The sequence below is a fragment of the Sphingobium sp. SA916 genome (genome assembly GCF_002894065.1).
GTDB lineage: Bacteria > Pseudomonadota > Alphaproteobacteria > Sphingomonadales > Sphingomonadaceae > Sphingobium > Sphingobium fuliginis.
This window is the reverse complement of the sequence record NZ_LXYF01000001.1, coordinates 168,269-193,561: the sequence shown is the minus strand read 5'-3', so window position 1 is coordinate 193,561 and position 25,293 is coordinate 168,269. Positions and strand designations below refer to the sequence as shown.

General features: G+C 65.9%; 26 protein-coding genes. 13 read left to right on the top strand and 13 right to left on the bottom strand.

The window, feature by feature from the left end:
• Positions 1-23 precede the first annotated feature (23 nt).
• Both msrA and A8G00_RS00985 read left to right on the top strand, forming a co-directional pair.
• Positions 24-560, top strand: a complete 537-nt coding sequence (msrA, locus tag A8G00_RS00990; protein WP_025548856.1) for a peptide-methionine (S)-S-oxide reductase MsrA — start codon at positions 24-26, stop codon at positions 558-560.
• A 74-nt stretch (positions 561-634) separates the two neighbouring features.
• Positions 635-901: a hypothetical protein gene (locus A8G00_RS00985; RefSeq protein ID WP_048575912.1), complete on the top strand. Its 267-nt coding sequence runs from the start codon at positions 635-637 to the stop codon at positions 899-901.
• Positions 902-982: 81 nt separating this feature from the next.
• On the opposite strand, the gene A8G00_RS00980 is transcribed toward A8G00_RS00985, so the two are convergent.
• Positions 983-1,939 carry an L-threonylcarbamoyladenylate synthase gene (locus tag A8G00_RS00980; protein WP_102999807.1) on the bottom strand — a complete coding sequence of 319 codons (957 nt, stop codon included), beginning with the start codon at positions 1,937-1,939 and terminating at the stop codon, positions 983-985.
• Between the two features lie 111 nt (positions 1,940-2,050).
• On the opposite strand from A8G00_RS00980, the gene A8G00_RS00975 reads away from it, so the two are divergent.
• Positions 2,051-2,869 carry an ATP-binding protein gene (locus A8G00_RS00975; RefSeq protein ID WP_102999721.1) on the top strand — a complete coding sequence of 273 codons (819 nt, stop codon included), beginning with the start codon at positions 2,051-2,053 and terminating at the stop codon, positions 2,867-2,869.
• 230 nt (positions 2,870-3,099) lie between these two features.
• Here the strand turns inward: A8G00_RS00975 and A8G00_RS00970 are convergent, their stop codons facing one another.
• Both A8G00_RS00970 and A8G00_RS24925 read right to left on the bottom strand, forming a co-directional pair.
• Positions 3,100-4,428 carry a sorbosone dehydrogenase family protein gene (locus A8G00_RS00970; RefSeq protein WP_102999720.1) on the bottom strand — a complete coding sequence of 443 codons (1,329 nt, stop codon included), beginning with the start codon at positions 4,426-4,428 and terminating at the stop codon, positions 3,100-3,102.
• Positions 4,429-4,488: 60 nt separating this feature from the next.
• Positions 4,489-4,662 (bottom strand): hypothetical protein, encoded by a 174-nt coding sequence (locus tag A8G00_RS24925; protein ID WP_165363299.1) that lies wholly within the window; start codon positions 4,660-4,662, stop codon positions 4,489-4,491.
• Positions 4,663-4,889: 227 nt separating this feature from the next.
• Between A8G00_RS24925 and A8G00_RS00965 the strand changes: the two genes are divergently transcribed.
• Positions 4,890-5,093 carry a hypothetical protein gene (locus A8G00_RS00965; protein ID WP_037482318.1) on the top strand — a complete coding sequence of 68 codons (204 nt, stop codon included), beginning with the start codon at positions 4,890-4,892 and terminating at the stop codon, positions 5,091-5,093.
• Between the two features lie 94 nt (positions 5,094-5,187).
• On the opposite strand, the gene argC is transcribed toward A8G00_RS00965, so the two are convergent.
• The 4 genes from argC to A8G00_RS00945 form a co-directional block, all read right to left on the bottom strand.
• The gene (gene argC / locus A8G00_RS00960) at positions 5,188-6,132 is read right to left on the bottom strand and encodes an N-acetyl-gamma-glutamyl-phosphate reductase (RefSeq protein ID WP_102999719.1); all 945 of its coding nucleotides are present in this window, start codon (positions 6,130-6,132) and stop codon (positions 5,188-5,190) included.
• The gene (locus A8G00_RS00955) at positions 6,129-7,037 is read right to left on the bottom strand and encodes a C40 family peptidase (protein ID WP_102999718.1); all 909 of its coding nucleotides are present in this window, start codon (positions 7,035-7,037) and stop codon (positions 6,129-6,131) included. Before A8G00_RS00955 ends, argC begins: the two co-directional genes overlap by 4 nt.
• Entirely contained in the window at positions 6,997-7,404 is a 408-nt protein-coding gene (locus A8G00_RS00950) for a MarR family winged helix-turn-helix transcriptional regulator (RefSeq protein ID WP_025548865.1), read from the bottom strand. Before A8G00_RS00950 ends, A8G00_RS00955 begins: the two co-directional genes overlap by 41 nt.
• A 61-nt stretch (positions 7,405-7,465) precedes the next feature.
• Entirely contained in the window at positions 7,466-8,863 is a 1,398-nt protein-coding gene (locus tag A8G00_RS00945) for a M17 family metallopeptidase (protein WP_025548867.1), read from the bottom strand.
• 139 nt (positions 8,864-9,002) lie between these two features.
• Between A8G00_RS00945 and A8G00_RS00940 the strand changes: the two genes are divergently transcribed.
• A complete protein-coding gene (locus tag A8G00_RS00940; protein WP_007684028.1) occupies positions 9,003-9,206 on the top strand; it encodes a hypothetical protein in 204 nt (67 codons plus the stop codon).
• Positions 9,206-10,060, top strand: a complete 855-nt coding sequence (locus tag A8G00_RS00935) for a DUF4163 domain-containing protein (protein WP_102999717.1) — start codon at positions 9,206-9,208, stop codon at positions 10,058-10,060. The genes A8G00_RS00940 and A8G00_RS00935 overlap by 1 nt, the downstream gene beginning before the upstream one ends.
• A 94-nt stretch (positions 10,061-10,154) precedes the next feature.
• On the opposite strand, the gene rimO is transcribed toward A8G00_RS00935, so the two are convergent.
• The 4 genes from rimO to serS form a co-directional block, all read right to left on the bottom strand.
• Positions 10,155-11,537 carry a 30S ribosomal protein S12 methylthiotransferase RimO gene (rimO, locus tag A8G00_RS00930; RefSeq protein ID WP_170825621.1) on the bottom strand — a complete coding sequence of 461 codons (1,383 nt, stop codon included), beginning with the start codon at positions 11,535-11,537 and terminating at the stop codon, positions 10,155-10,157.
• 37 nt (positions 11,538-11,574) lie between these two features.
• The gene (locus A8G00_RS00925; protein ID WP_048575905.1) at positions 11,575-12,633 is read right to left on the bottom strand and encodes a TrkA family potassium uptake protein; all 1,059 of its coding nucleotides are present in this window, start codon (positions 12,631-12,633) and stop codon (positions 11,575-11,577) included.
• A 168-nt stretch (positions 12,634-12,801) separates the two neighbouring features.
• On the bottom strand, positions 12,802-13,575 hold the full coding sequence (gene surE, locus A8G00_RS00920) for a 5'/3'-nucleotidase SurE (RefSeq protein ID WP_025548874.1): 774 nt from the start codon (positions 13,573-13,575) through the stop codon (positions 12,802-12,804).
• A gap of 34 nt (positions 13,576-13,609) precedes the next feature.
• Positions 13,610-14,893, bottom strand: a complete 1,284-nt coding sequence (serS, locus tag A8G00_RS00915) for a serine--tRNA ligase (RefSeq protein WP_102999716.1) — start codon at positions 14,891-14,893, stop codon at positions 13,610-13,612.
• 97 nt (positions 14,894-14,990) lie between these two features.
• Between serS and A8G00_RS00910 the strand changes: the two genes are divergently transcribed.
• Positions 14,991-15,431 (top strand): host attachment family protein, encoded by a 441-nt coding sequence (locus tag A8G00_RS00910; protein WP_025548877.1) that lies wholly within the window; start codon positions 14,991-14,993, stop codon positions 15,429-15,431.
• Between the two features lie 53 nt (positions 15,432-15,484).
• Here A8G00_RS00910 and A8G00_RS24920 read toward each other — a convergent pair whose 3' ends face one another.
• On the bottom strand, positions 15,485-16,303 hold the full coding sequence (locus A8G00_RS24920) for a PEP-CTERM sorting domain-containing protein (RefSeq protein ID WP_253257873.1): 819 nt from the start codon (positions 16,301-16,303) through the stop codon (positions 15,485-15,487).
• Between the two features lie 441 nt (positions 16,304-16,744).
• Here A8G00_RS24920 and dksA point away from each other — a divergent pair, with 441 nt between their 5' ends.
• Complete coding sequence (gene dksA / locus A8G00_RS00900) at positions 16,745-17,209, top strand: RNA polymerase-binding protein DksA (RefSeq protein ID WP_025160963.1); 465 nt, start codon at positions 16,745-16,747, stop codon at positions 17,207-17,209.
• A 65-nt stretch (positions 17,210-17,274) separates the two neighbouring features.
• Positions 17,275-17,640: a PilZ domain-containing protein gene (locus tag A8G00_RS00895; protein ID WP_025548880.1), complete on the top strand. Its 366-nt coding sequence runs from the start codon at positions 17,275-17,277 to the stop codon at positions 17,638-17,640.
• A 144-nt stretch (positions 17,641-17,784) separates the two neighbouring features.
• On the opposite strand, the gene A8G00_RS00890 is transcribed toward A8G00_RS00895, so the two are convergent.
• Entirely contained in the window at positions 17,785-17,943 is a 159-nt protein-coding gene (locus tag A8G00_RS00890) for a YdcH family protein (RefSeq protein ID WP_007684009.1), read from the bottom strand.
• A gap of 191 nt (positions 17,944-18,134) precedes the next feature.
• Here A8G00_RS00890 and A8G00_RS00885 point away from each other — a divergent pair, with 191 nt between their 5' ends.
• The 4 genes from A8G00_RS00885 (at position 18,135) to A8G00_RS00870 (ending at position 25,291) form a co-directional block, all read left to right on the top strand.
• Positions 18,135-18,314 carry a YdcH family protein gene (locus A8G00_RS00885; protein ID WP_037482328.1) on the top strand — a complete coding sequence of 60 codons (180 nt, stop codon included), beginning with the start codon at positions 18,135-18,137 and terminating at the stop codon, positions 18,312-18,314.
• A gap of 115 nt (positions 18,315-18,429) precedes the next feature.
• Complete coding sequence (locus tag A8G00_RS00880) at positions 18,430-18,900, top strand: DUF1465 family protein (protein WP_025548883.1); 471 nt, start codon at positions 18,430-18,432, stop codon at positions 18,898-18,900.
• A gap of 146 nt (positions 18,901-19,046) precedes the next feature.
• A complete protein-coding gene (locus tag A8G00_RS00875; RefSeq protein ID WP_102999715.1) occupies positions 19,047-21,110 on the top strand; it encodes an autotransporter assembly complex family protein in 2,064 nt (687 codons plus the stop codon).
• Positions 21,110-25,291, top strand: coding sequence for a translocation/assembly module TamB domain-containing protein (locus A8G00_RS00870; RefSeq protein ID WP_102999714.1), 4,182 nt, complete (start codon positions 21,110-21,112; stop codon positions 25,289-25,291). The genes A8G00_RS00875 and A8G00_RS00870 overlap by 1 nt, the downstream gene beginning before the upstream one ends.
• Positions 25,292-25,293: the final 2 nt, after the last annotated feature.

Genomic DNA, 25,293 nt, shown 5'->3' with positions numbered 1-25,293 from the left:
AATTCAGGATAAGGACTCCCTATATGGCCGAAGAGATCGCAACCCTGGCTGGCGGCTGCTTCTGGTGCACGGAAGCGGTGTATCAGAATCTGAAGGGCGTGAAGGCCGTGGAAAGCGGCTATATCGGCGGCACGCTGCCGAACCCCAGCTATGAGCAGGTCTGCTCCGGCGCGACCGGCCATGCCGAGGCTATCCGCATCACCTATGATCCGGCGGCGATCGGCTATGGCGACCTGCTGGACATTTTCTTCGCCACCCATGATCCGACGACGCTCAACCGGCAGGGCAATGACATCGGCACCCAGTATCGGTCGGCCATCTTCCCCCATTCGCCCGAACAGGCGGCGGAGGCGAAGGCCGGGATCGAGCGCGCCCAAGCGGATCAGGCGAACCCGATCGTCACCGCCATAGAGCCCGACGCGCCCTGGTATCCGGCGGAGGATTATCACCAGAAATATTGGGAGCGGGTAGGGGACCGGAACCCCTATTGCATGGCGGTGATCCCGCCCAAGCTCGCCAAGCTGCGCAAGGGCTTTGCCGAGCGGATCGAAGCGCCCTAACGGTTCGTCGCCCACGGCTTGCCCTGGCCGCCAGCGTCTTTAAGCTGGCGGACATGACAAGCCGGGGAAGAGATATGAACAGGATCGCATGGGTGGCCGCGCCGGCTTTGTTGCTGTTCCTGCCGGGCTGCATCGCGCGGACGGCGGCGAATATCGTGACCGCGCCGGTGCGCGCGGGCAGCCAGGTGGTCGACTGGAGCACCACCAGCCAGGAAGAGGCCGACCGCAATTACGGCCGCAAGATGCGCAAGCAGGAGGCGCGCGAAGCCCGCGAGCGGAAGAAGGAGGAAGAACGCCGTCGCCGCGAATGCCGCGATGCGGGTTATGATAATTGCGGGTGAGTGATTTCTCGCCCTTTTATCCGGCCCATTCCCACGCGTCATGCTGAACTTGTTCATAGGCGGGCCGCATGAATGCGAATGTTAAGCCGCCGCCCGCCGCAACCGGTCATTGATCGCCACCCCGATCCCCTCATTCGGGATCGGCGCCACCGCGATCCGCTCCGCCGCGCTGGCATCCGCGATGTGCAGGGCCGCGAACAGATGCGCTGCCGCTTCCCGCATATTGGCGTCGGGGCTGAGATTCACATGACACGGCATCAGGCCGAAGCCGATCAGATATTCGTCCTTCTCCGCCTTCAGCGCATTCAGCCGCACCGGCTTGGACGGCGCATAATGGCTTTCCAACTGCCCCGGCGCCTCGATCTTCGCATTGTCAGCGCCCGTCACCACCGGCAGCCTGCTTGCCTCCTCCAGCATGGCCGCCGTGATCGGGCCCGGTCGCAGCAGGCGGATGCAGTCGCTTTCCGGCGCGGCGATGGTCGATTCCAGCCCTTCGCTGGTCGGCCCCTCATCCAGGATCATGCGGATCTTGCCGTTGAGGCTCGCCAGCACATGTTCGGCGCGCGTCGGGCTGATCGCGCCGCTGCGATTGGCCGAAGGCGCGGCGAGCGGACGCCCGCTCTCCCGGATCAACGCCCGCATCGCCGGATGGGCGGGCAGGCGCAGCGCCACGGTCGGCAGTCCCGCCATGACCAGCGGCGACAGTCCGCTGTCGGCTCGCACAGGCAGAACCATGGTCAGCGCGCCGGGCCAGAACCGCTCCGCCAGCTTGTCGGCCACGGGCGAAAAATCGGCCACACGCCCAGCCATCTCCCTGTCCGCGACATGGACGATCAGCGGATTGAAGCTTGGCCGTCCCTTGGCGGTGTAGATCGCCGCCACCGCGTTGGAGTCCGTGGCGTCCGCCGCCAGGCCATAGACCGTCTCCGTCGGCACGGCGACCGGTTCGCCCGCACGGATCAGCAGCGCCGCCTCGCGCAGCGCTTCGCTGCCATAGCGGCTTATTCGGGTGGAAAAGACTGGATTTGGGATGGTCACGACCCCAGCGATATAAGCCCCGATTTCCGGGAGTAAAAGGCCATTGCTACAGAAGAATGACATGGGCGCCGCGCTTGCCCGTCATGCGGATGCGGGCTAAGCGAGGGCGCCATGAACGATGCCCTGCTGACCCGCATTGCCGAAGCGCTGGAACGGATCGCTCCGCCGCCCGCTTCTTCCGCCGATCTGGCCGCCGCGCCCGCCTATGTGTGGAACGGCGCCACGATCCGGGCTGTGGAGGCCTTCGCGCCGGTGGATTACGCCCTGTTGACCGGCATCGATGCGCAGAAGCAGGCGCTGCTTGAAAACAGCCGTCGCCATGCTGCCGGACATGCGGCGCATGACGTGCTGCTGTGGGGCGCACGCGGAACCGGAAAGTCCGCCGTCGTTGCCGCCGTCATCGGCAAGCTTCAGGCGGAGGGGCAGGACATCGCCCTGCTGCAATGCGCGATCGACGAACTGGCCAGCCTGCCGCAACTCTTCACCCTGTTGCGCGACACGCGCCGGCCCTTCATCCTGTTCCTCGACGATCTTGGCTTCGATGAAAATGGGGTGGGCGACGCCCGTGCGCTTCGGTCGCTGCTCCAGGGCGGAACCGCCGCCCGCCCGGCCAATGTTCGCCTCTATGTGACGTCGAACCGCCGTCACATCGTGCCCCGCCATCTGTCGGAGCAGGACGACCCCGTCAATCCCCGCGACGTGGTGGACGACAAGATGGCGCTTTCGGACCGCTTCGGGCTGTCCCTGGGTTTCCATGCGATCGACCAGGATGCCTATGTCGCTATTGTCAACGGCTATGCGGCCAGCCTCGGCCTCAGCTTCCAACCGCTGGACGCGATCCAGTGGGCGACCCAGCGGGGTAGCCGCTCAGGCCGCGTGGCCTGGCAATATGTGGTGGAACTGGCCGGGCGGCATGGCCTCAATATCTAGGCCGTAAACCCATCTGGGCGTCCTGCGGTTCGACCAGAAAGGCCCATCACGGCGTCGGCAGGGCTTGAAACATATTCCCGCGCCCTCTCTCCTTGTGCCGAGCCTGTTTGCATCAAATCCTGAGCGCGCCATTCATGGGTTTGCGGCCGGCGTATTTTGGCGGAGTGTCCCTCTCTGCCGACCCTCGACGGGAGAGGATCAAGGGCACGCCCCGGCAAGAACCCATCACCTCACTTCGCCGCCGTCACCCGCCAGACGACACCGCCGACATCGTCGCTCACCAGCAACGCGCCCCTGGCGTCCGCCGTCACATCGACCGGGCGCCCATGCGCCTCGCCCTTGCTTCCCAGGAAGCCCGTCAGCACATCGACCGGCTTGGCCTTGCCCGCCTCCCCATTGTCGCCAAAGGGCACGAACACGACCTTGTAGCCTGCGGCAGGCTTGCGATTCCAACTGCCGTGCAGCCCGACAAAGGCGCCGTTGGCATAGGGCGCGCCCAGCGTCACCTTGTCGGCGAAGCTGAGGCCCAGCGGCGCCACATGATTGCCCAGCGCATAGTCCGGCCGCTTGGTATATTCGCGAACCTCCGGCCGCTGCGGCTGGACACGGCGATCCTCATAACCGCCCCAATAATTCCACGGCCAGCCATAGAAGGCGCCGAATTCCACCCGCGTCAGATAATCGGGCACCAGATCGCTGCCCAGCATGTCGCGCTCGTTCACCACGCCCCACAATGCGCCGCTCCTGGGCTCGAAAGCCAGCCCCACGGGGTTGCGCAGGCCCGAAGCGTAGATGCGATAAGCGCCCGTATCGGGATTGACCTCCAGCACGGCGGCGCGATTGGCCTCCGTCTCCAGGTCATTTTCCCCGATATTGCTGTTGGAGCCGACACCCACATAAAGCAGCCCCTGCGGGCTTGCGGCCAGGCTGCGCGTCCAGTGCATGTTGGGCGCCTGCGCGGGAAGGTTCAGGATCTTGCGCCCCCTGGCCGTGATCCTGCTGTCCCCTTCCTTGTAGGGAAAGGCCATCAAGGCATCGGTATTGGCGACGTAGAGCGTGTTCCCCACCAGCGCCATGCCATAGGGGGAGTTGAGCCCGCTGAGGAAAGCGGTCTTGGTTTCCGCCCGCCCGTCGCCATCGGCGTCGCGCAGCAGGGTGATGCGGTTGGCGGACGGCACGCCGGCGCCTGCCTTGTTCATCAGATAGTTCATCACCCGGTTGACGATGCCGCCCGTCGGGCGTGACGGGCTGTTGGTTTCGGCCACCAGCACATCGCCATTGGGCAGGCGCAGCAGCGAGCGGGGATGGTCCAGCCCATCCGCGAAGCGATCGACGTTCAGCCCCTTTGCGGGAACCGGCTTTTCCCCACCCTTCCACGGCACGGCATCCGCGACGTTCATCGTCGGGATCATTTCGCTGCGGGGGCTGGTGAAAACCGGCTCCTTGCCCACATCCGCGCCGGCCGGAAGCCGCGCCGTATCTCCCCGCGCGAAATAGAAGAAAAGGCCGATGAGAACGGCCAGCGTGAGGAGGGTGAGCGCGATCAGATGCTTCTTCATGGCTATCCGTTTATGCTGGCCCACAGATGGTGGCAAGGCGCGCAAGTGCCGGGTGCGGAGCTATTTTCCCCTATCCCGCACCCATAGCAGCACCGCGATCACGATGCCCAGCGCGGTGCCGCCCAGCAGGCCGGCACTTGGCTGGCCCATCAGGCCGCCGACGATTGTTCCGCCCAAAATGGTGAGCGCCAAAATGGCGCCTGCGCCGATCGGTTCTTTTCTGGCATTGGTCATTTCCCGGTCCTTGCCACGCGCGGGGATGCATGGCCAGCGCTTTCCCGCCTGCGCCTTTTCAGGACAGGTCTGTGCCGCAACGGGATGTTTGTGCCATGGCGGGACTTGGCTAACCGGGCGTTCACCCTTCCAGGCCGCGCTGCTCCGTCGATGGCCATGGTTGGCATGGGGATTGAACCATGATCCTTACCGTCAGGGTGGGGACTTTGGGGGGCTTCGTCATGAACATGCCATATCTTTCCAATCGAAAGAGCTATGAGGACGCAGCTGAGCTGATGTCGCTGTTTGGCGACAATGCAGGCTATGAAGCCGCGGCGCGCGCCGACCGAAGCCGCGATCTGGGCAACCATATCCGCTTCTGCCATTGGCGGCAGATCGAGCGGCTGATCGTGCTGCTGACCCATGAAGGGCCGCTGGGCACGATCCATTGATCCAGCGCATCTCCGAAGCTTCGCTCGCCCCGACTTCCCATCCGTCATGCTGAAACGAGTCCGGCATGACGGATGGAGCAGATCGAATGTTGGCCTATAGCCGCAGGCCAGCCGTTTCCGGCAGTCCCGCCAATATGTTGAGGTTCTGCACGGCGGCTCCGGCCGCGCCCTTGCCGAGATTGTCGAGCGCCGCCACCAGCCGCGCCTGACCGGCCGCCTCATTGCCGAAGACGAACAGCGCCAGCCGGTCGGTCGCGCCGACATGCTCCAGCCGGACCTGAGTCATCGCCGCGCTGTCCTCCAGCGCTTCCACGCTGACGATGGGCGATCCCGCATAGGCGGCGGCCAACACGCCATGCACATCGGCCACCGAAGGCGCGCCGGGCAGGGCGCGCAACTGCAACGGCACCTCCACGATCATGCCGCGATAGGCATTGGCGACGGCCGGGGCGAACAGGGGCGGGTGCTGCAAGCCGGAATAGCGCAGCATTTCCGGCACATGCTTGTGGGCCAGCCCCAGTCCATAGGGCCGGAACGCGCTCGGCGCGCCCTCCGCGCCTTCATATTCCGCGATCATCGACTTGCCGCCGCCCGAATAGCCGGACGCGCCGGATACCGTCACCGGCCAGTCGCCCGGCAGCAGACCGGCGAGCACCAGCGGTCTCACCAGCGCCAGGAAGCCTGTCGGCCAGCAGCCCGGATTGGCGACGAACCGCGAATTTGCGAGCCTGTCCCGATGCCCCGGTTCCAGTTCGGCAAAGCCATAGGTCCAGCCGTCCGCCACTCGATGGGCCGTCGACGCATCGATCACCCGCGTCCGGCCATTGTCGATCAGGGCCACTGCCTCCCGCGCCGCATCGTCGGGCAGGCAGAGGATGACGATGTCCGCCGCGTTCAGTGCGTCCCTGCGCGCCGACGCGTCCTTGCGCCTGTCCTCGTCGAGCGTGATGATCGACAGTTCGGGACGGCCCGCCAGCCGCTCGTTGATTTCCAGACCCGTGGTGCCGACGCCGCCGTCGATGAATATCCGATGTGTCATGTGCCGATTCTCCGCCTCGCCGTCACGGGTTCCGCGTGGTCCGCCGCCAACCGTCCGACGACGTCGGCCAGTGGCTCGATCACCACGCTCATCCAATGGGCGTTGGCATGTATCATGTTGCGCTCGTCGGTCATGATGCCGACATGGCCGGGGAAGAAGACAAAGTCCCCTCGTCGGAGCGGCGCATCCGGCGCGATGGGGGAACCGATCCCCTCCCGCTGCAGATCGGTGTCGCGGGGCGCCTTGATCCCGCACTGGCCGAGCGATACCTGCACCAGGCCGGAACAGTCGACGCCGCGATGCCCGCGCCCGCCCCAGACATAGGGCTGGCCCAGATAACGCTCCGCCACCGAAACCCAGTCGCTTTCCAGCGCGTCGATCTCCGCGACATGGCGCCGATGCACGAAGCCTTCCGCACAGGCGAAGAAATCGCCCCGCGCCTCTGCCGCGAACTGCGCGCCGCGCGGCCAGTAATCGGCAATGGGCGACTTGATGTCGGCGGCGCTGAAGAGCGGCGCCGTGCCGGTGATCACGCGGCTGTTCACCACCTCCCGCACGTCCAGCGCTTCCCGCCGGACATAGCCGACATAGCCGTCATGCCCGCAAAAGCCCCAGGCCCAGTCCGCCGTCACGTCCAGCGCGTGGAAGCTCTCGCCGCGCAGCAATTCGCTGACCGCCTGCGCCTTGGGCGTGTCGGACGCCAGCACCGGTGCGCCGGCGGCGACGCAGGTCAGTTCGACGGCACGGGCATAATGGGCGGAAAACAGCACGCCGGCCAGCGCCAGGTCGGCCAGGTCGCCGCGCGCCGCGTGGACGCGCGTGTCGAGCCTGACCGATCGGCCGTCCAGCTTGAATCGGATGCGTTCAGGCGGTGCGTTCCGCCGGGGAGAAGTTGAGGCGTTCATCGCGGCCGGTTCCTGCGATGAAATGGTGAAAGGCGTCAAGAAATTCCGCCCCTTTTGGGGTTCGGGTGATGAAAATATTGCGTCGGTCGGTGGAGTCCCGTTCCCGCCGCAGATAGCCAAGCGCCGATAATTTGTTGAGTGCGCGGGTGATGACCGGCTTGGAGACGTTCAGCGCTTCCGCGAGTCCCCGCACCGTATGCGGCCCCGCGCCGATGTAGACGGTCAGCATCAGCGCCATCTGCCGGTTGGTGAGGTCGGGTTTGCCGGACCGCACATAATCGACCAATGTGCGCATCCATTGGCTGAGCGGCTTCAGGCCGGGACGGTTCAGCTCTGCGGCTTCAGTCTGTGCGGAATGGGCATCCATGACCCCGTAACGCACGATAGCCAATCCGGTTGCGTAACGGCCTCGGACAATCGCTTTCTTTTTACTTTTTACGGCCGTAGCGCGCTTGCAGCATATGGAAGGCGGCGCGCAGTCCCAGCGCCTCGCCCCCCTTGGGCCGCCCCGGCCGGGAGGCGGGACGCCAGGCAAAGGTGTCGAGATGCAGCCAGGGCACGGCGTCGGGCACGAACCGCCTGAGGAACAGCGCGGCGGTGATCGCCCCGGCAAAGCCGCCTTCGCCCGCATTGTTGATGTCGGCCACATCGGACTTCAGCATTTCCGCATAGCCGTCCCACAGGGGCAGGCGCCAGGTCGGATCGTCGACGGCGGTCCCGGCCGCATCCATGTCTGCGGCGAGCGCCTCGTCATTGGCGAACAGGGCGGGGAGGTCCGGCCCCACAGCCACCCGCGCCGCGCCGGTGAGCGTCGCATAGTCGATGATCAGGTCCGGCTTGTCCTCTCCCGCCAACGTCAGCGCGTCGCCCAGCACCAGCCGCCCCTCGGCATCGGTATTGCCGATCTCGACCGTCAGCCCCTTGCGCGACCGCAATATGTCGCCGGGCCGGAAGGCATTGCCGGACACCGCATTCTCTGCCGCCGGGATCAGCAGGTGAAGCCTAACCGGCAGGCGCGCGTCCATGACAAGCTGCGCCAGCGCCAGGGCATGGGCCGCGCCGCCCATGTCCTTCTTCATCAGGCGCATGGCGGAAGACGGCTTGATGTCCAGGCCGCCGCTGTCGAAGCAAATGCCCTTGCCGACGACCGCGACCTTCGGGTGCCCGGGATCGCCCCAGCGCAATTCGATGAGGCGCGGCGCGAAGCCCTTGTCCGCGGCCTTGCCCACGGCATGGATCATCGGGAAGCCATGTTCCAGCGCATCCCCCTTCGTCACCTTGCAGTCGGCGCCGAAGCGTTCCGCCACCTTGCGGGTTGCGGCTTCCAGTTCGGCCGGCCCCATGTCGGCGGCGGGCGTGTTGACCAGATCGCGCACCAGCGCCACCGCCTCCGCCAGGCGCGTGGCCGCATCGATCTGCGCCACTTCCGCGGTCAGCAGGACGCGCGCTCCCGATCCATTTTCTTCGCTGCGATAGCGGTCGAAGCGATATTGCGCGGTCAGCCATCCCAGCATCGCCGCGCCGGCCGCGCCTTCGACCAACCGATAAGTCCCCTCGGGCAAGGCCTCGGCCAGCCTGGCAAGGCACCATGGTCCCAGCTTCGTGGCGGAAGCGACGCCCGCCACTACCGACCAGTCCGCCGGATCTTCGCCAGGCAGAATGGCGAATTCATGCGCCTTGCCCTTGAATTTCTGCGCGGCGGCCAGCGCGCGCACACGCTCCGGCTGGCTTCCCAGCCAGCTTTCCAGCCCTGGCGCATCCACGATCAGGATCGAACGGGCAGGTTGATTGTTGTCGGCTTTCAGCAGGTCGGAAAAATCGCTCATGCCCTATGTTCTGGAGAAAGGCGGCGGGTAAGAAAAGCTCAATCTTTCGTCGTCCGCGCGCCTCCTTCGACCGCGCTATCATTTGCGTCGGACGGAGCGCAGGCATAGATTGAACGAAGTTAAAAGAAGGAGAGACATGATGATGCACAGCGACGATGGCCGCCTTCAGGCCCTGCGCGCCCGTGCCTATGCGCTGGCGGAAAGCGGGCGTTTCGACGGCGCGCATGCGGTGGAGCAGGCATTGATCGCGGAAGGCTGGCCCAATGCCGGCGCGGCGCTCCAGAGCAGCTATGCGCGCAAGGCGATCAGCGAACGGTGCATGGCGGCAGCCAAGGCCCATTGATGCGCCGGATAAAGGGGAGGGGACTGGCGGGACTGCCCCTGGGGGCGGTCCTGCTGCTTTGCGCCTGTTCGCCGTCGAAAGATGCCCGGAATGCGGGCGAAGCGGCTTTGCCGGGCAACGATGTCGCGGCCAGCAATTTCGCGAACCGCATGTCCGGCCAGCCGGAGCCGCCGCCGCCCGCCCAACCCTTCGAGCAGAAGGAGAAGACCGATCTGCTCGAATTCGCCTATGGCTACCCTGCCCAGGCCGCGCAGATACCCGCCCTGGCGGAGAAGTTCGGCAACGCGCTGAAGGTCGGCAAGGCGGATGCGGTGAAAATGGCGCGCGAAGACCAGAAGGCCGCCAGGGCGTCCGGCTATCCCTTCCGCGCCCATGCGCTTGACGTCCATTGGACGGTCGCCGCCGATACGCCGCGTTTCCTTGCGCTCCAATCGGAAAGCTATGTCTATACCGGCGGGGCGCATGGCATGACCGGCTATGACGCATTGCTGTGGGACAAGGCGCGCAAGCGGGAGACGGTGGTCACGGCGTTGATGACTTCGCCTGCCGCCTTCGCGGCCGCCATTCATGACCGCTTCTGCGACGCACTGGACAAGGCTCGCGCCGAAAAGCGCGGCGAGCCGGTGAAGCGGAGCGATGACGACGACTTCACCAAATGCATCGATCCGATGCAGCAGGTGCTGGTGCCGACGTCGAAGGACGGCAAGCTGATCGACGGCGTCACCGTGGTCATCGGTCCCTACAGCGCCGGGCCCTATGCGGAGGGAAGCTATGAGATCGCGCTGCCTGTGGACGGGGCCATGCGCAAGGCGATCAGGACGGAGTATCAGGACGCCTTTGCGGCGGCAGAATGACGCTGCCCCCCCACAATGCGCCGTGCCTCTGCAAAGGCGGGCGTTCCGTTCTGACGTCGGAACTGGGTTCATGTCCTCGCAGGAACATGGTGCCCTAAACCGACGGCACTCCGTAGAGGTCATGCTCGTCGGCATCCTCGATCAGCACGTTCAGGATGCTGCCCGGCTGCAAGCCTTCGCCCACGTCGCGCAGGAAGACATTGCCGTCGATCTCCGGCGCGTCGGCCTGGCTGCGCGCGGTCGCGCCGATGGAGCCGTCCTCGTCCGCTTCGCCCACCTCGTCGATGATGACGGGCAGCACGCGGCCGACCTTCGCCTGTAACCGTGCGGCGGAAATGGCGGCCGTCTTCTCCATGATCCGCTGATAGCGTTCTTCCTTGACCTCTTCCGGCACGGCGCCGGGCAGGTCGTTGGCCGCCGCGCCCTCCACGGGTTCGAAGCGGAAGGCTCCCACGCGGTCGAGCTGCGCCTCGTCCAGCCACTGGAGAAGATAGTCGAAATCCGCCTCCGTCTCGCCGGGAAAGCCGACGACGAAGGAGGAACGGATCGCGATGTCCGGGCAGATGTCCCGCCATTTGCGGATGCGGTCCAGCACCTTCGCTTCGTTCGCCGGGCGCTTCATGGCCTTGAGGACAGAAGGCGCGGCATGCTGGAAGGGAATGTCGAGATAGGGGGTCAGCAGCCCATCGGCCATCAGCGGGATCACCTGATCCACATGGGGATAGGGATAGACATAGTGCAGACGGACCCAGGGCGGCGTGCCATCGGCGGTGCGAAGCTGCCCCAGTTCGCGCGCCAGATCGGTCATGTGCGCGCGAACCTCGCGCCCCTTCCACTGGCGCGCCTCATGCCGGGTGTCGACCCCGTAAGCGGAGGTGTCCTGGCTGATGATCAGCAGTTCCCGGGTTCCGGCATGCACCAGCTTTTCCGCCTCGCGCAGCACGGCGTCTATGCGCCGGCTGACCAGATCGCCGCGCAGCGAGGGGATGATGCAGAAGGAGCAGCGATGGTTGCAGCCCTCCGAAATCTTCAGATAGCTGTAGTGGCGCGGGGTCAGCTTGAGCCCACCCTCCGGCACCAGATCGACGAAGGCGTTGGGGATGGGCGGCGAAGCCTCATGCACCGCGTTCACCACTGCCTCATATTGATGCGCGCCGGTGACGGCCAGCACCTGCGGGAATTTCTGACGGATCAGTTCCGCTTCATTGCCCATGCAGCCGGTGACGATGACCCGGCCATTCTCCGCAATCGCCTCTCCAATGGCTTCCAGCGATTCTTCCTTGGCCGAATCGAGGAATCCGCAGGTGTTGACCAGCACGACGTCGGCGCCGGCATAGTCGGCGGACATCTGATAGCCGTCGGAACGCAGCTTGGTCAGGATGCGCTCGCTGTCGACCAGCGCCTTGGGACAGCCCAGCGACACCATGCCGACCTTCGGCGCTTCGGGAATTTTGGTTGCCATGATCGGCGCGCACATAGGGATTTTTGAGCGCAATGTCACGGGGGGCAGGAAATCAGGGCAGGGACCGGGCTTCCCCGGCGGCCGCGCCCTGCACGATTTCTATGATCAGGTCGCCGGTCTGGAGCCGCCCCGCGCCCTCTTCCCAGAAGCCGATGGCCCGCCCATCACGGTAGATGCGTACCCCCAGACCAGTGGCGATGGCGGAAAGCGGTTGCCCGATCTCCTCCGGCAGAACGAAGCGCTCGTTCAGCTTCACCTGACCGCCCGAAGCGGCAAGGTCCGACATATAGTCGGCAATATGCTGGCCGCTGGTGCTGCCCGCCAGCAGCAGCCCGGCAAAGCTGACCGGGTTGATCACGGTGGTCGCGCCCGCCTGCCGCGCGGGCAGTTCGTTATCCTCGTTGCGCACGACGATGCTGATGGGCAGGCGAGGGGCCAGATGCCGCGCCGTCAGGGTGATGAGGATCGAGGTGTCGTCCCGCCCCGCCGACACGATCAGCGTCCGCGCCCGGTGGATCGCGACATCGTTCAACGTCCGGTCCCGCGTCGAATCGCCGCACAATATGTTGCAGCCCAACGCTTCGGCCTCGGCCAGCGCCTTCTCTACCGGGTCGACCACCACGATCTCGCGCGGGTCGACGCCCCGCGCCAGTAGCTCGCGCACCGCCTCGGCCCCGCTGGTGCCGAAGCCGGTCACGACGATATGATTGTGCAGATCGGCCTGAATGCGAGCCATGCGCCACCTGTAGAGGATGTTGCGGAAAAAGAGATTATAGGCCGTGCCGAGGAAGATCAGCCAGACGAACAGGCGGATCGGCGTCACCAGCAATGCCTCGAACAGCCGGGCTTCCGGGCTGACCGGCACGATGTCGCCATAGCCGACCGTCGTCACGGTGACGGTGGTGAAATAGAGCACGTCGACGAAGCTGATCCTGTCGTCGAGATTGTCCTTCAATCCATCCCGGCCGACCCAGTGGATCAGCAACACCAGCCCGATCAGGCCGAACACCAGTCCCACCCGCCAGGTGAGATCGGCCCAGATCGGCAGCGAAGACCGCCGCCGCAGAAAGCCCGCCGCGCTGGACGGCGGCCTTACCGGAACGATCCTCATCGGACCTTTTCTTCGATGATGTGGATGGGAGGCATCGTGGGAATGGTGAAGGCAGGAAGAAGGAATGCGCGCGACATCGCCATATCTTTAACGCGCTGGCCCCGCCATGGCCAGATTCTGTTCCGGTCGGCTGCAAAACCATATCCCCGCCTGGGCAGGAACATGCCGTCAGCCGATCTGTCCTCCGAAGGCCTGCGCCGTCGCCGCGATCGCGCTGTCCTGCGTCAGGTCGTAATGCAGCGGCGTCACCGTCACATAGCCTTCGGCAATGCCGGCCAGATCGCTGCCTTCCGGCACGGAGTCGCTCTTGCCCAGGCCGAACCAGTAATAATCATAGCCGCGCGGATCGGTGCCATGGATGATCTTCGTCCGGTCCACATCGTGAAAGCCCTGCCGCACCACGCGGATGCCCTTGACGGCTTCGGGTTCGACGGCCGGGAAGTTCACGTTGAACAGCAGCCGGGGGCTGGCCGGCATGGCGATCAGCGGGCGCAGCACCCGCTCGCCCCAGGCCCGCGCCGCCGCGAAGGGCACGGCGTCGCCCATCCCCTCCCGCACATAGACCTGGCTGAGCGCGATCGATCTGATGCCGGAGATCGCGCCCTCCATCGCGGCCGATACCGTGCCCGAATAGGTCACGTCCTCCGCCAGGTTGGCGCCGCGATTGACGCCTGACAGCACCAGATCGGGCTTCGCATCCTTCATCAGATGGCCGACCGCCATCATCACCGCGTCGGTCGGCGTTCCCGACACGCTGAAATGCTTCTCGCCATGCTGCCGGACGCGCAACGGCCGCGTCAGCGTCAGGCTGTGGCCGGCGCCCGACTGCTCCTCGCTCGGCGCGACGATCCAGATGTCGTCCGACAGCGTCCGGGCGATCTCCTCCAGCACGGTCAGGCCCGGCGCATGGACCCCGTCGTCATTGGTGAGCAGGATGCGCATATGTCTGGAATCCCTTCGCTTGGGGGCCGGCAGCCTACCGGGGCCGCAACCGCGTCACCCCGCCCATATAGGGGGCCAGCACTTCCGGCACGATCACGCTGCCGTCCTCCTGCTGGTAATTTTCCAGAATCGCCACCAGCGTCCGCCCCACGGCCAGTCCCGACCCGTTCAGCGTATGGAGGAAGCGCGTCTGCTTCTCCCCCTCCGGCTTGTAGCGCGCGTTCATCCGCCGCGCCTGGAAATCGCCGCAATTGGAGACGGAACTGATCTCGCGATAGGTTTGCTGGCTTGGCAGCCAGACTTCCAGATCCCATGTCTTGCGCGCGCCGAAACCCATGTCGCCGGTGCAAAGCAGCACCTTGCGATAGGGCAGGCCCAGCGCCTGCAACACGCCCTCGGCCGCCGTGCACATGCGCTCATGCTCAGCCTCGGACTCCTCCGGCTGGCAGATCGCGACCAGCTCGACCTTCTCGAACTGATGCTGGCGGATGAAGCCCCGCGTATCGCGTCCCGCCGACCCGGCTTCCGACCGGAAGCAAGGCGTCAGCGCGGTCAACCGCAGCGGCAGGCTCTCTACCGGCACGATCTGCTCGCGCACCAGGTTGGTGAGGGAAACCTCCGCCGTCGGGATCAGCCAGCGCCCGTCGGTGGTCCTGAACAGGTCCTCCGCGAATTTCGGCAACTGACCGGTGCCGAACAGCGCCTCGTCCTTCACCAGCAGCGGTGGATTGACCTCCTCATAGCCGTTCTCGCCCGACTGGCGATCCAGCATGAACTGCGCCAGCGCCCGGTGCAGCCGCGCCATCTGCCCGCGCAGCGCCGTGAAGCGCGCGCCGGACAGCGCAGCGCCGCCCTCGAAATCCAGCCCCAGCGCGGGTCCGAAATCTGCATGATCCTGGGGCGCGAAGGGGAAGTTCCTCGGCTCGCCCCAGCGCGCCACCTCGACATTCTGGGCTTCATCCTCGCCCAGCGGCACATCGTCGGCGGGCAGGTTCGGGATCGCCGCCAGCCGGGCATCTAGCTGAGCGCGGGCTTCTATGACGACGGGTTCGAGTTCTTTGATTTCGTTGGACGCCTCAATCGCCTGCTGCTGATAGGCCAAAGCGTCCGGCGTAAAGCCCTGGCCCTGTCCTTTTAGCTGGCCGTAGAAGGCCGAGCTCGATTTGCGATTGGCTTGCAGAGCTTCAATTCGAGAAGTGCTTTCTCGCCATTTCTTGTCGAGCGCCAGCAACTCCGCGCTCAGCGGTTCAAGCCCGCGCCGGGCCAGCCCCGCGTCGAAAGCGGCGGGATTTTCGCGAATGAAACGAATGTCGTGCATGGGTCAGCCCTATGCCGTTCTGCGACCAGCCGCGCAACCCTGCACACCGCCGTCCGTTGGTGGTAAAATCAGGCGTTGAGAAAAGAGGAACGGGACGATGCAGATAGACCATGACGCGATGGTGCTGGTGGCCGATGGGCGCAAGATGCTGTTCTTTCGCAACAAGGGCAGCCCGGCCTTTCCCAATCTGGAAACGGAAGAGGTGAAGGAACAGGATAATCCCCCCGATCGCGAGCAGGCCTCCGACGGCACGGGACGGGGGCCCAATTCGGTCGCGAGCCATCGCGGCTCCGTCGAGCAGACCAATTTCCACGATCTGGAGGAAGCGCGCTTCGCCGCGGAAGCTGCAGAATTGCTGAAGCGCCGCGCGCTCGCCAATGATTTCGAAAAGCTGATCGTCGTCGCGCCGCCCGCCGCCCTGGGCGAAATGCGCAAACATTATCACAAGGAAGTGCAGAGCCGGCTAGTGGGTGAGATCGCGAAGGACCTGTCGAACCACCCGGTGCCGGAAATCGAGCGGATCATCGCGACGAGTTGAAACCCGACCCGGCCGGCGCTCCCCCCGGATGCGCCGGCCGGATCGCCCCGCGGTTAACCCTCGGCGCCCGCCTTGGCGCGCGCGAAACGCTTGCGCGCCAGCAGGGCCGCCGCGCCCGCCCCGAACAGCAGCACCATCGGCGGCGCCGGCACGTCGGTCGGCGGCGGCGGATGATGATGGTCGCCGCCCGACGAACTGGACGAAGAGGACGTCGAGGACGAAGATGACGTCGAGCTGCTGGTCGAGGAACTGGTCGAAGAGGAGCTGGACGTGGAGCTCGACGTCGAGGAGCTGCTGGTCACATTGCCGCTGGAGGTCGAGACGTTGCCCGAAGAGGTCGACACATTACCGGAGGATGTCGACACATTGCCGGATGAGGTGGAAACCCCGCCCGTAGACGTCGAAACGCCGCCGGTCGAGGTGGACACGCCGCCCGTGGTCGAACTGGTGGAACTGGTGATGCCGCCGGTCGAGCTGCTGGTGGAGGAGATCACCACCGATCCGCCCGAACCGCCGCTGCTGCCGCCGAAGAAGCCGCCGAAAAACCCGCCGCCGCCAAAGCCGGGGCCACCCGCCAGCACCACCGGCGCGCCGCCGCCACCGCCGGACATGACCGGCATTTCCGCGGCCGCGACCGGGGCCGGCAGGGGGATGGGCGCCGCCTGGGTGGTCACCGTCACCGTCTGCGGGGCGCAGGAAACCGTCTTCACCACGCGCTGCACCTTGCGCACCGCATAATGCTTGCGGGGCGCCGCCTTGACGCTCTTCGTGCTCTGAACCCCTGCCGGACGCGCGCTTTCCGCGACATGGACGGCGCCGCCGCCGATGATCGCGCCGCCGGCGGCGCAAGCGCATAATTTAGCCAATGCCATCCGTACCGACATAGGTTCCACTCTTGTTTGTCTTCGGCCTGACGATCTCGTCACCGCGTTGCGCAGTAACGGATGCGGGGCCGTTCCCTATTGCTAACAACGCAAAACAAAGCGTTAACTTCAATGGCGTTAACTCTGAATATCGGGGTCAAGTCGAGGAAAAAACTAACAAATTATGAACTCATATGGTTAACGTCCCATTGTGATACGGCGGCCGGCCGCTTGGGCGATACGGCTGGTCTATTTTCTTTTATGATCTGCCGATGGCCGGGAATCGCGAATTTTCTGGGGATAAGCGCGCCGCAATGCGCGGCCGGCGCGCCGGACGACCGATTGCCCGCTTGTCTCAGGCCTTGGCGCTGGCTATTAGGCGCCGTCAACCACAAGTCACGGATACCCCGGCACTTTCAGCATCGGGGGTCCCGCGAGTCGGAGAGCCAGATGGCATCGGTCCTGAATTCCGATAAAGACGGCCAAAATCCGCCGAAATCGGCTGTAACACTCCCACCCGACTATCGTCCTTCCGCAGACGAAGAGTTCATGAACCCGCTCCAGTTGGAATATTTCCGGCAGCGCCTGTGGGACTGGAAGAAGCAGATCCTGGCCGAAGCGGAAGGGACATTGGCCGTCCTGCAGAACGAACCGCTCCGCGAACCCGACCTCAACGACCGCGCATCGAGCGAGACCGACTGGTCGATCGAACTGCGCACCCGCGACCGCCAGCGCAAGCTCATCTCCAAGATTGACGCCGCGCTCCGCCGCATCGACGAGGGCGAATATGGCTATTGCGAAGTGACCGGCGAACCGATTTCGCTGGGCCGCCTGGAAGCCCGCCCGATCGCGACCATGACGGTCGAAGCGCAGGAACGGCACGAGCGGCAGGAAAAAGTCTCTCGCGACGATTAACCTTTTATCCATGCCGCCATGGCAGGGTCGCCGGGAAATTCCAGTGATCTTGCAGGGCGTTGTCGATGGATAGCAATCAGGATGATGGTGATCGTGGTCCGGCGCGTTCCGGCCCGCGCGACAGCCTTTTCCTGCTCACCAATCTAAGCTCGGCCGACGGGGTTCCGCTCGGCCGCGCCCGCGTCCGCAATCTTTCCGCCACCGGCCTCATGGCCGATTGTGAGCGCGCCGTGCCCAATGGCATCCGCATTCGCTTCGACCTGCGCGGCATCGGCCAGGTCCATGGTTCGGTCGTCTGGTCACGGGAGGATCGCATCGGCATCGCGTTCGACGTGCCGATCGATCCCCAACTCGCGCGCCGCCGGGTTTCCGCGCCGGAAGGACAGCTTGCGGTGCCCGATTATCTGCGCCAGCGCCGCTTCATGCGCTGAGCATCCAAAATGGATTACAGGGTGGCTCGATTGCGCCGCCCACAAAAAAGCCCCGCAAGGCATGGCCCCGGAGCTTCTCCCGGAAGGGCAGGATCAGCGGCAAGGGACCGCCGATCCATGCCTTTCACACAGGCGTCACCGCTGTCAGTGTTGCGCCTCCATTTCCTCCTTCAGCCGAAGCTTCTGCTTCTTGAGCGAGGCCACCAGGATCGCGTCAGGCATGGGACGACTCGTCTCCGCCTTGATTCGAGCCTCAAGCCCGGCATGCTTGGCCGAAAGAGCTGAAATGTGGCTGTTTTCCATGACATTCTCCTTACGAGGGCAATGGATGAACGAGTAGATCACGATTCGCCGGCCGTGTCTTCGGGCGATTCGCGCTTTGCGACAGGCCGCTTTGAAATTTGCGATGGTTCGTGCCGGCCCGCCGGGCTATCAAGGGGCGATGGGACGGCAATGGGTGCGAAAGTAGGTGTATGGTGAGCCGCGAAGACATCATGCGTCGGCTGGAATTGTTGCGAATCGAGCATCGCGACCTGGACAGCGCCATCAGCGCGCTGGTCGATTCCGGTTCGGGCGACCAGATGCAGGTCGCGCGCCTCAAGAAGCGGAAATTGCGCCTGCGCGACGAAATGGCGCTGCTGGAGGATCAGCTCGTCCCCGACATCATCGCCTGAACGGTTGAACGGATTATGGCCAATGCGGTCCCGACTGATCCCGAATGACACAATTCGGGGTTAACGGGCCCGCATCGGGACTGACAAAGCGCCCGCTCTATGGCACATATCGGCCATGAAACTCGCCGCTTCTCTTGAACAGGGCCTGCATCGCCGCCTTGTCGACGGTCTCTATGTCGAAGCCATGGTGATGGCGGATGAAGCGCGCGCCTATTTCGATGTGCGGGAGGGAGGCGATCCGGAGACGGACGATCCGCTTCGCCGCGTCGCCTTCGCCTGCGAATCGCTCAAGGTCACGACGCGCCTCATGCACATCATCGCCTGGTTGCTGAGCCAGCGCGCCTGGCAACGGGGGGAACTCAGCGATGCGGAGATGCTGGACGAGAAATACCGCCTCGGCCATGCCGCGACCACCGATCCTTCGGTGGCCGGCAACTTCCCCTTCGCCGCCCGCGCATTGATAGAGGCAAGCCAGGACCTTTACGAAAGGGTCGCGCGCCTTCAGGATCGCATGGCGCGTCCGCGGGCGCAGGCGGAACCCAATCCGGCCCGGGCATTGATGGATCGGCTCAACGCCGCCTTTTGACAGGCGGGTTCGCTGGGGCATGTCGGCAGGAGCGGGGTTACACATCTCCACGCCATCCAGCCTTTCAGCCTAAATCCCCGCACAGCCTATCCCGCCATCATCTTGGGGGCTGGCCATCCGCCCGATTTCTGGTCTAGATCAGCGCTATGAATACCGGTTTGCGGACCTGCCGCCGCATTTCAGGCCTGCCGCAAGCTGCTCTTCTCGTGCCGCTGCTTCTGCTCGCGCCTGTCGCTCATGCGCAGGCGGCGGCGCAGGCCGGCGCCCAGCCGGTTCCCGATCAGCCCGATCTGGATCCCAATCTGGCCCCCATGCCCGACATCGGCGTCGACTGGCCGGACATGGGACAGCCCGACATCGTCACGCCCATGGTCGAACTGCCGCCCCAGTCTTCCGACGTGCCGCAGCAGGCGGTCGCGCCCGAAGCGGCCGAGGAACAGGCTGAGGAGGCCGTCACCTTTGCGGATACGGGCGCGGATACGGGTGAGGAGCGCCGCTACACCGTCGCGATGACCGGCGTGGAGGAGATTGCCGACGCCCAGTTCACCACCCGTTTCAACGAACTGTCGGTGCTGCATCAGGGCGAGGGGAAGCCCGCAAATCTCGCCCAGATCAACCGCCGGATCAAGGAGGACAGCGACCTGCTCGACCGCTTGCTGCGCGCCAAGGGCTATTATGCCGCGCGCATTCGCGGCGCCGTGACGCCGCCGCCGGCGGGCAGCGACAGGCTGGCGGTCACCTTCCGGATCGTGCCGGGCGCGCGCTATCTGCTGTCGTCCGTCGACCTGAAGGGCCTGGAGAACACCGGCGAGCGCGAACCGGAATTACGGTCCGCCTTTCCGCCCAAGGCGGGCGATCCGGTCGATGCCGACGCCATCCTCGCCGGCCAGCAATCCCTGGCCGTCGCGCTGCTCGAGAACGGATTTCCCTTCGGCAAGGTCGAGGAACCGGAAGTCCGCATCGACCATGAGGAGCGCAAGGGCGATCTGGACATCGTCGTCAATCCCGGCGCCTACCGCACCTTCGGCAGGATCGTCATGGCCAATGATGCGCTGTTCAGCGCCCGCCATGTCCAGCGCATCGCCCGCTTCCGTCCCGGCGACACTTATATGGCATCCGATGTCGAAGACCTGCGGCAGGCGCTGATCGCCACCGGGCTCGTTTCATCGCTGACCATGACCCCCAGGGATGCGGGAGACGGCGAGCATGTCGACCTGGCCATCGACGCCCGCCCGGCGCCGCTGCGCACCATAGCGGGCGAACTGGGCTATGGCACCGGGGAGGGTTATCGCGCAGAGGTGAGCTGGGCGCACCGCAATTTCTTCCCGCCGGAAGGGGCGGTGACTGTGCGCGGGGTGATCGGCACGCAGGAGCAGACGGCGTCCTTCACCTATCGCCGCAACAATTTCCGCCGTCGCGACAATGTGCTGACGGGCCTGCTCTCCGTCAGCAACATCAAGCGGGACGCCTATGACGCGCGCACCATAACCCTGTCGGGCGCGCTGGAGCGGCAGACCAACATATTGTTCCAGAAGAAATGGGTCTGGCGCATCGGCGGCGAACTGATCGCGTCGGACGAAGCGGATGCGTTCAGCAACGGCAGCCGGCGCACCTTCCTGATCGGCGCCATTCCATTGAGCCTCACCTATGACGGCAGCGACGACCTGCTGAACCCCAGCCGGGGGTTCCGCCTGGGCGGCCGGCTCAGCCCCGAACTGTCCTTCCAGAACAGCACCTTCGGCTATGCCCGCGTGCAGCTTGACGGCAGCGTCTATCAGCCGATGAACGACCGGATCGTGCTCGCGGCCCGTGCCCGTTTCGGCACCATATTGGGGTCCACGGTCGACCGGATCGCGCCCTCGCGGCGCTTCTATGCCGGCGGCGGCGCTTCGGTGCGCGGCTATGGCTATCAGGCGATCGGCCCGCGCTACGGCCCGAATGACGATCCGGTCGGCGGCAAGAGCCTGGCGGAATTCTCGCTGGAATCCCGCATCCGCTTCGGCAATTTCGGCGTCGTGCCCTTTGTCGACGCCGGCAACATCTCGACCAGTTTCCTGCCGCGCTTCCGCGACCTGCGCATCGGCGCGGGGCTGGGCGTGCGCTATTACAGCAGCTTCGGCCCGATCCGCATCGATGTCGGCACGCCGCTCAATCCGCAGTCGGGCGATCCGAAGATCGCCGTCTATGTCTCGCTGGGGCAAGCCTTCTGATGGCTGGGGAGACGCCCGCCGCGTCGCCGCCGCCGCGCCGCCGCCGCGCCTGGGACGGCCGCTGGCAGCGTTGGGTCGCCGGCATTCTCGCCACGCTGCTGCTGATCGCCGCCGGCGCGCTGGCCTGGCTCGACACCGTGCCGGGCCATCGCTTCCTCGTCTCCCGCATTGCGAAGATCAGTCCGCCTTCGGGCCTGCGCATCCATGTCGACCGGATCGACGGCAGCATCTACCGCAAGGCCGTTCTCCATGGCCTGACCCTGTCCGATCCCAAGGGCGCGTTCCTTGACGCCCCGCGCGTGGAGCTGGACTGGTGGCCCTTCGCCTGGCTCTCCAACCGGCTTGATATAGACCGCCTGGTCATTCCGCAGGCGACGCTGCACAAGCTGCCCAAGCTCAATCCCAGCGAGCGGGAGGGGCCGATCCTTCCCGGCTTCGACATCCGGCTGATGCAATTTTCGGTCGGGCGCCTCATCATGGAGCGGGGCATCACGGGCAAGGTGCAGCAGGCGACGCTTTCCGGCGATGCGGACATTCGCGGCGGCCGCGCCATTATCGATCTTTCCGCCCGGGTGTTGAACGGAGAGGATGCGCTCAACATCGCGCTCGACAGCCGGCCCGACGATGACAAGTTCGACCTCGACGTCACGGTGAACGCACCCAGGGGCGGCGTCCTGGGAATCATGGCCGGGTTGAAGCAGGACGCCAATCTCCGCATCCAGGGGCAGGGAAGCTGGACCCGCTGGAACGGCCGCCTGGCGGGCACGCTGGACAGCGAACCCGCCATAGACCTGAAGCTGGCGGCCCGCAGCGGCACCTATACGGCCGCCGGCACGGTCGAGGGAGCCGCCATGGCGGGACAGGGCCTTGTCCAGCGCCTTTCCGCGCCGCGCCTCGCCATCCAGGCGAGCGGATCGATGGCCGACCGGGTGATCGACGGCAAGCTGTCGCTCCGCTCCGCCGCGATCGACCTCAGCGCGGACGGCGCCATCGACCTGCGCAACAATGCGCTCGACAATCTGCTGGTCGATGTGAAGCTCGCCCGCCCGCAGGCTTTGCTCAAGTCGATGGGCGGCCGGGATATTGCGGCGCGCATCCGGCTGGATGGCCCGCTCTCGGCCTTCGGCTATGAATATCTGCTCACTGCCAGGCAACTCGCCTTCGGCAAGACCGTGATCCACGATGTCCGCGCCGACGGCAAGGGACGCAGGGCGAAGGGCGGCCCGGCGCTGATCCCCGTCCATCTGCGCGCCCGGCGCCTCGACGGCCAGGGCCCGCTGGTAGAGGGGATCATCCGCAATTTCGACCTGAACGGCGTGTTGCAGCTCAGGAACCAGCAGGTCGTCAGCAATCCGATGACGGTGCGGTCCGACAAGCTGCGCGGCAGGCTGCTTTTCCTCGCCGACCTGAAATCGGGGCGTTACGACATCGGCCTGGACGGCCAGATCAGCGGCTTGGCCATTCGCGGCCTCGGCGTCGTCGACCTGACGTCGAAGCTGCGCGCCGTGCCCGGCCCCCGGGGCGCCTTCACCTTGAGCGGCAATGCGATGGCGCGGATGCGGCGGCTGGACAACAGCTTCCTGCGGTCGCTGGGCGGCGGCCTGCCGGTGTTGCGCAGCGGCCTGTCCCTCGGACCGGACGGGCAGCTTCAGTTCACCGGCCTCCGCCTGGAGGCGCCGCTGCTGACGCTGTCGGCCAAGGGCTATCGCCGCCGCGACGGTACGTTTCATTTCGATGGCAATGGCCAGCATGGAAGCTATGGTCCGCTGCGCCTGATCCTGGACGGCAGGATCGACCGTCCGACCGTCGATGTCGTGCTGCAGAGCCCGCTGAAGGCGCTTGGCGTCACGGACATGCACGCCCATCTGGTTCCCGATGCGGCGGGTTACGCCTTCACGGCGGAGGGGGGATCGACGCTGGGTCCCTTCACCGGCAACGGCGCGATCCTGCTGCCGCCCGGCGGCCAGGCGATCGTCCGCATCGCCCGCGTGGCCGCATCGGGCGTCGGCGCCAGCGGCGACCTGCGCCCGGTGACCGGCGGGCTGGACGGCGTGCTGAACGTCAGCGGCCCTGTGACCGGCACCGTCGCCTTTGCCCCTGTAAACGGCGTTCAGCAGCTGAAGCTCGCCCTCACCGCCACCGACGCCAGTTTCGACGGCCCGACCAGCATCGCCGTGCGCCGGGGCAGGCTGGATGCCACGATCCTGCTCGACCCTTCCGGCACGACGATCGGCGCCACGGCGCAGGCGCGGGGCCTGCGCATCGGTGCGATCCAGATCGGCCGCCTTGCGGCCAATGCCGATCTGGTCAACGGCAGCGGCAAGGTGACGGCCAGCCTCTCCGGCCAGCGCGGCCGCCTCTTCGACCTCAGCGGCGAGGCGCAGGTCACGCCCGACCGCATCCAGCTTCAGGCCGGCGGCACCATCGACAAGCGGCCGATCAAGCTCAATCGCCCCGCCATATTCACCCGCACCCAGGACGGCTGGCGCCTGGACCCCGCATCGATAGGCTTTGCGGGCGGATCGCTCCAGCTTGGCGGCGAACTCAGCGGCCAGACCACCAGCATAGAGGCGCGGCTGCAGAAACTGCCGCTTTCGCTGCTGGACATCGCCTATGACGATCTGGGCCTTGGCGGCACGGCGACCGGCTCGCTCAGCTATGTGCATACGCGCGGCGGCATGCCGACGGGGAAGGCCGAACTGCGCGTGCGCGGCCTTTCCCGCTCCGGCCTGTCGCTGAGTTCCCGTCCCGTGGATGCGGGCGTCAACGCGGTCCTCAGCCATGACCGGCTGGCCACTCGCATGATCTTCGTCGCGAACGGCCAGACCATCGGCCGGGCGCAGGCGCTGCTCATGCCGCTCGGCACTGAAGGCACTCTGGTCGAGCGGCTCAACCGCGCGTCCCTGTTCGCGCAGCTTCGCTACAATGGCACCGCCGACACGCTCTGGCGCCTCACGGGGGTGGAGATCGTGGACATATCCGGCCCGGTCAGCGTCACCGCCGACGCGCGCGGCACGCTGGGCGACCCCGTCATCGCGGGCTCTCTCGCGACGGACAATGCCGCGATCAACAGCCCCGTCACGGGCATGCGGCTGCACGGCGTCAAGGCGCGGGGCCGCTTCTCCGGCGCGCAACTCGTCATGACCGGCTTCAGCGCCGCCGCGCAAAATGGCGGCACGGTCACCGGGACGGGCAGCTTCACCTTCAACGGCATAGCGGGGGTCGGCATGGACCTGCGTCTCCAGGCGGAGAATGCCGCGCTCCTCGAACGGGACGACATCGCCGCCACCGTCACCGGCCCGATCACCATCGCCTCCACCGGCAAGGGCGGCACCATCGGCGGCGACCTGATCCTCAACCGCAGCCGCTTCACCATGGGGCGCGCCGCCGCCGTGGCGCAGATTCCCGAACTGCGCGTGATCGAGATCAACCGTCGCGGCGACGAGATAGAGCGGCCCCGCACCAGCATTCCCTGGGACCTCGCGATCAAGGCGCGCGCCCGCAACCGCCTGACCGTCACGGGCCTTGGCCTTGAGAGCGAGTGGCGCGCCAATCTGGACATCGGCGGCACGGTCACGAGCCCGGCTATTGCGGGCACCGCCGATCTCGTCCGCGGCACCTATGACTTCGCCGGCCGCCGCTTCGACCTCAAGGAAGGCAAGATCCAGTTCGACGGCCGCACCCCCGTCAACCCGACGCTCGACATCGATGCGGAAGCGGATGTCAGCGACCTCACCGCCACCATTCATGTCGGCGGCACGGGCCTCAAGCCCGTGATCAGCTTCACCAGCGTGCCCGCGCTGCCGCAGGACGAACTGCTGTCCCGCATCCTCTTCGGCACGTCGATCACCAACCTGTCCGCGCCCGAAGCGCTGCAACTCGCCTCGGCCGTGGGTTCGCTTCAGGGGCAGGGCGGCCTCGACCCGATCAACGCCGTGCGCAAGGCGGCTGGGCTCGACCGGCTGCGCATCATCGCCGCCGATCCGACGCAGGGGCAGGGCACCTCCATCGCGGCGGGCAAATATCTGACCCGCAAGACCTATGTGGAACTGATCACCGACGGGCAGGGCTATTCCGCGACCCGCATCGAATATCAGGTCACGCGCTGGCTCTCGCTGCTCGGCGCCATCTCCACCCTTGGCCGCGAAAGCGCCAACGTCCGTGTCTCAAAGGATTATTGAAC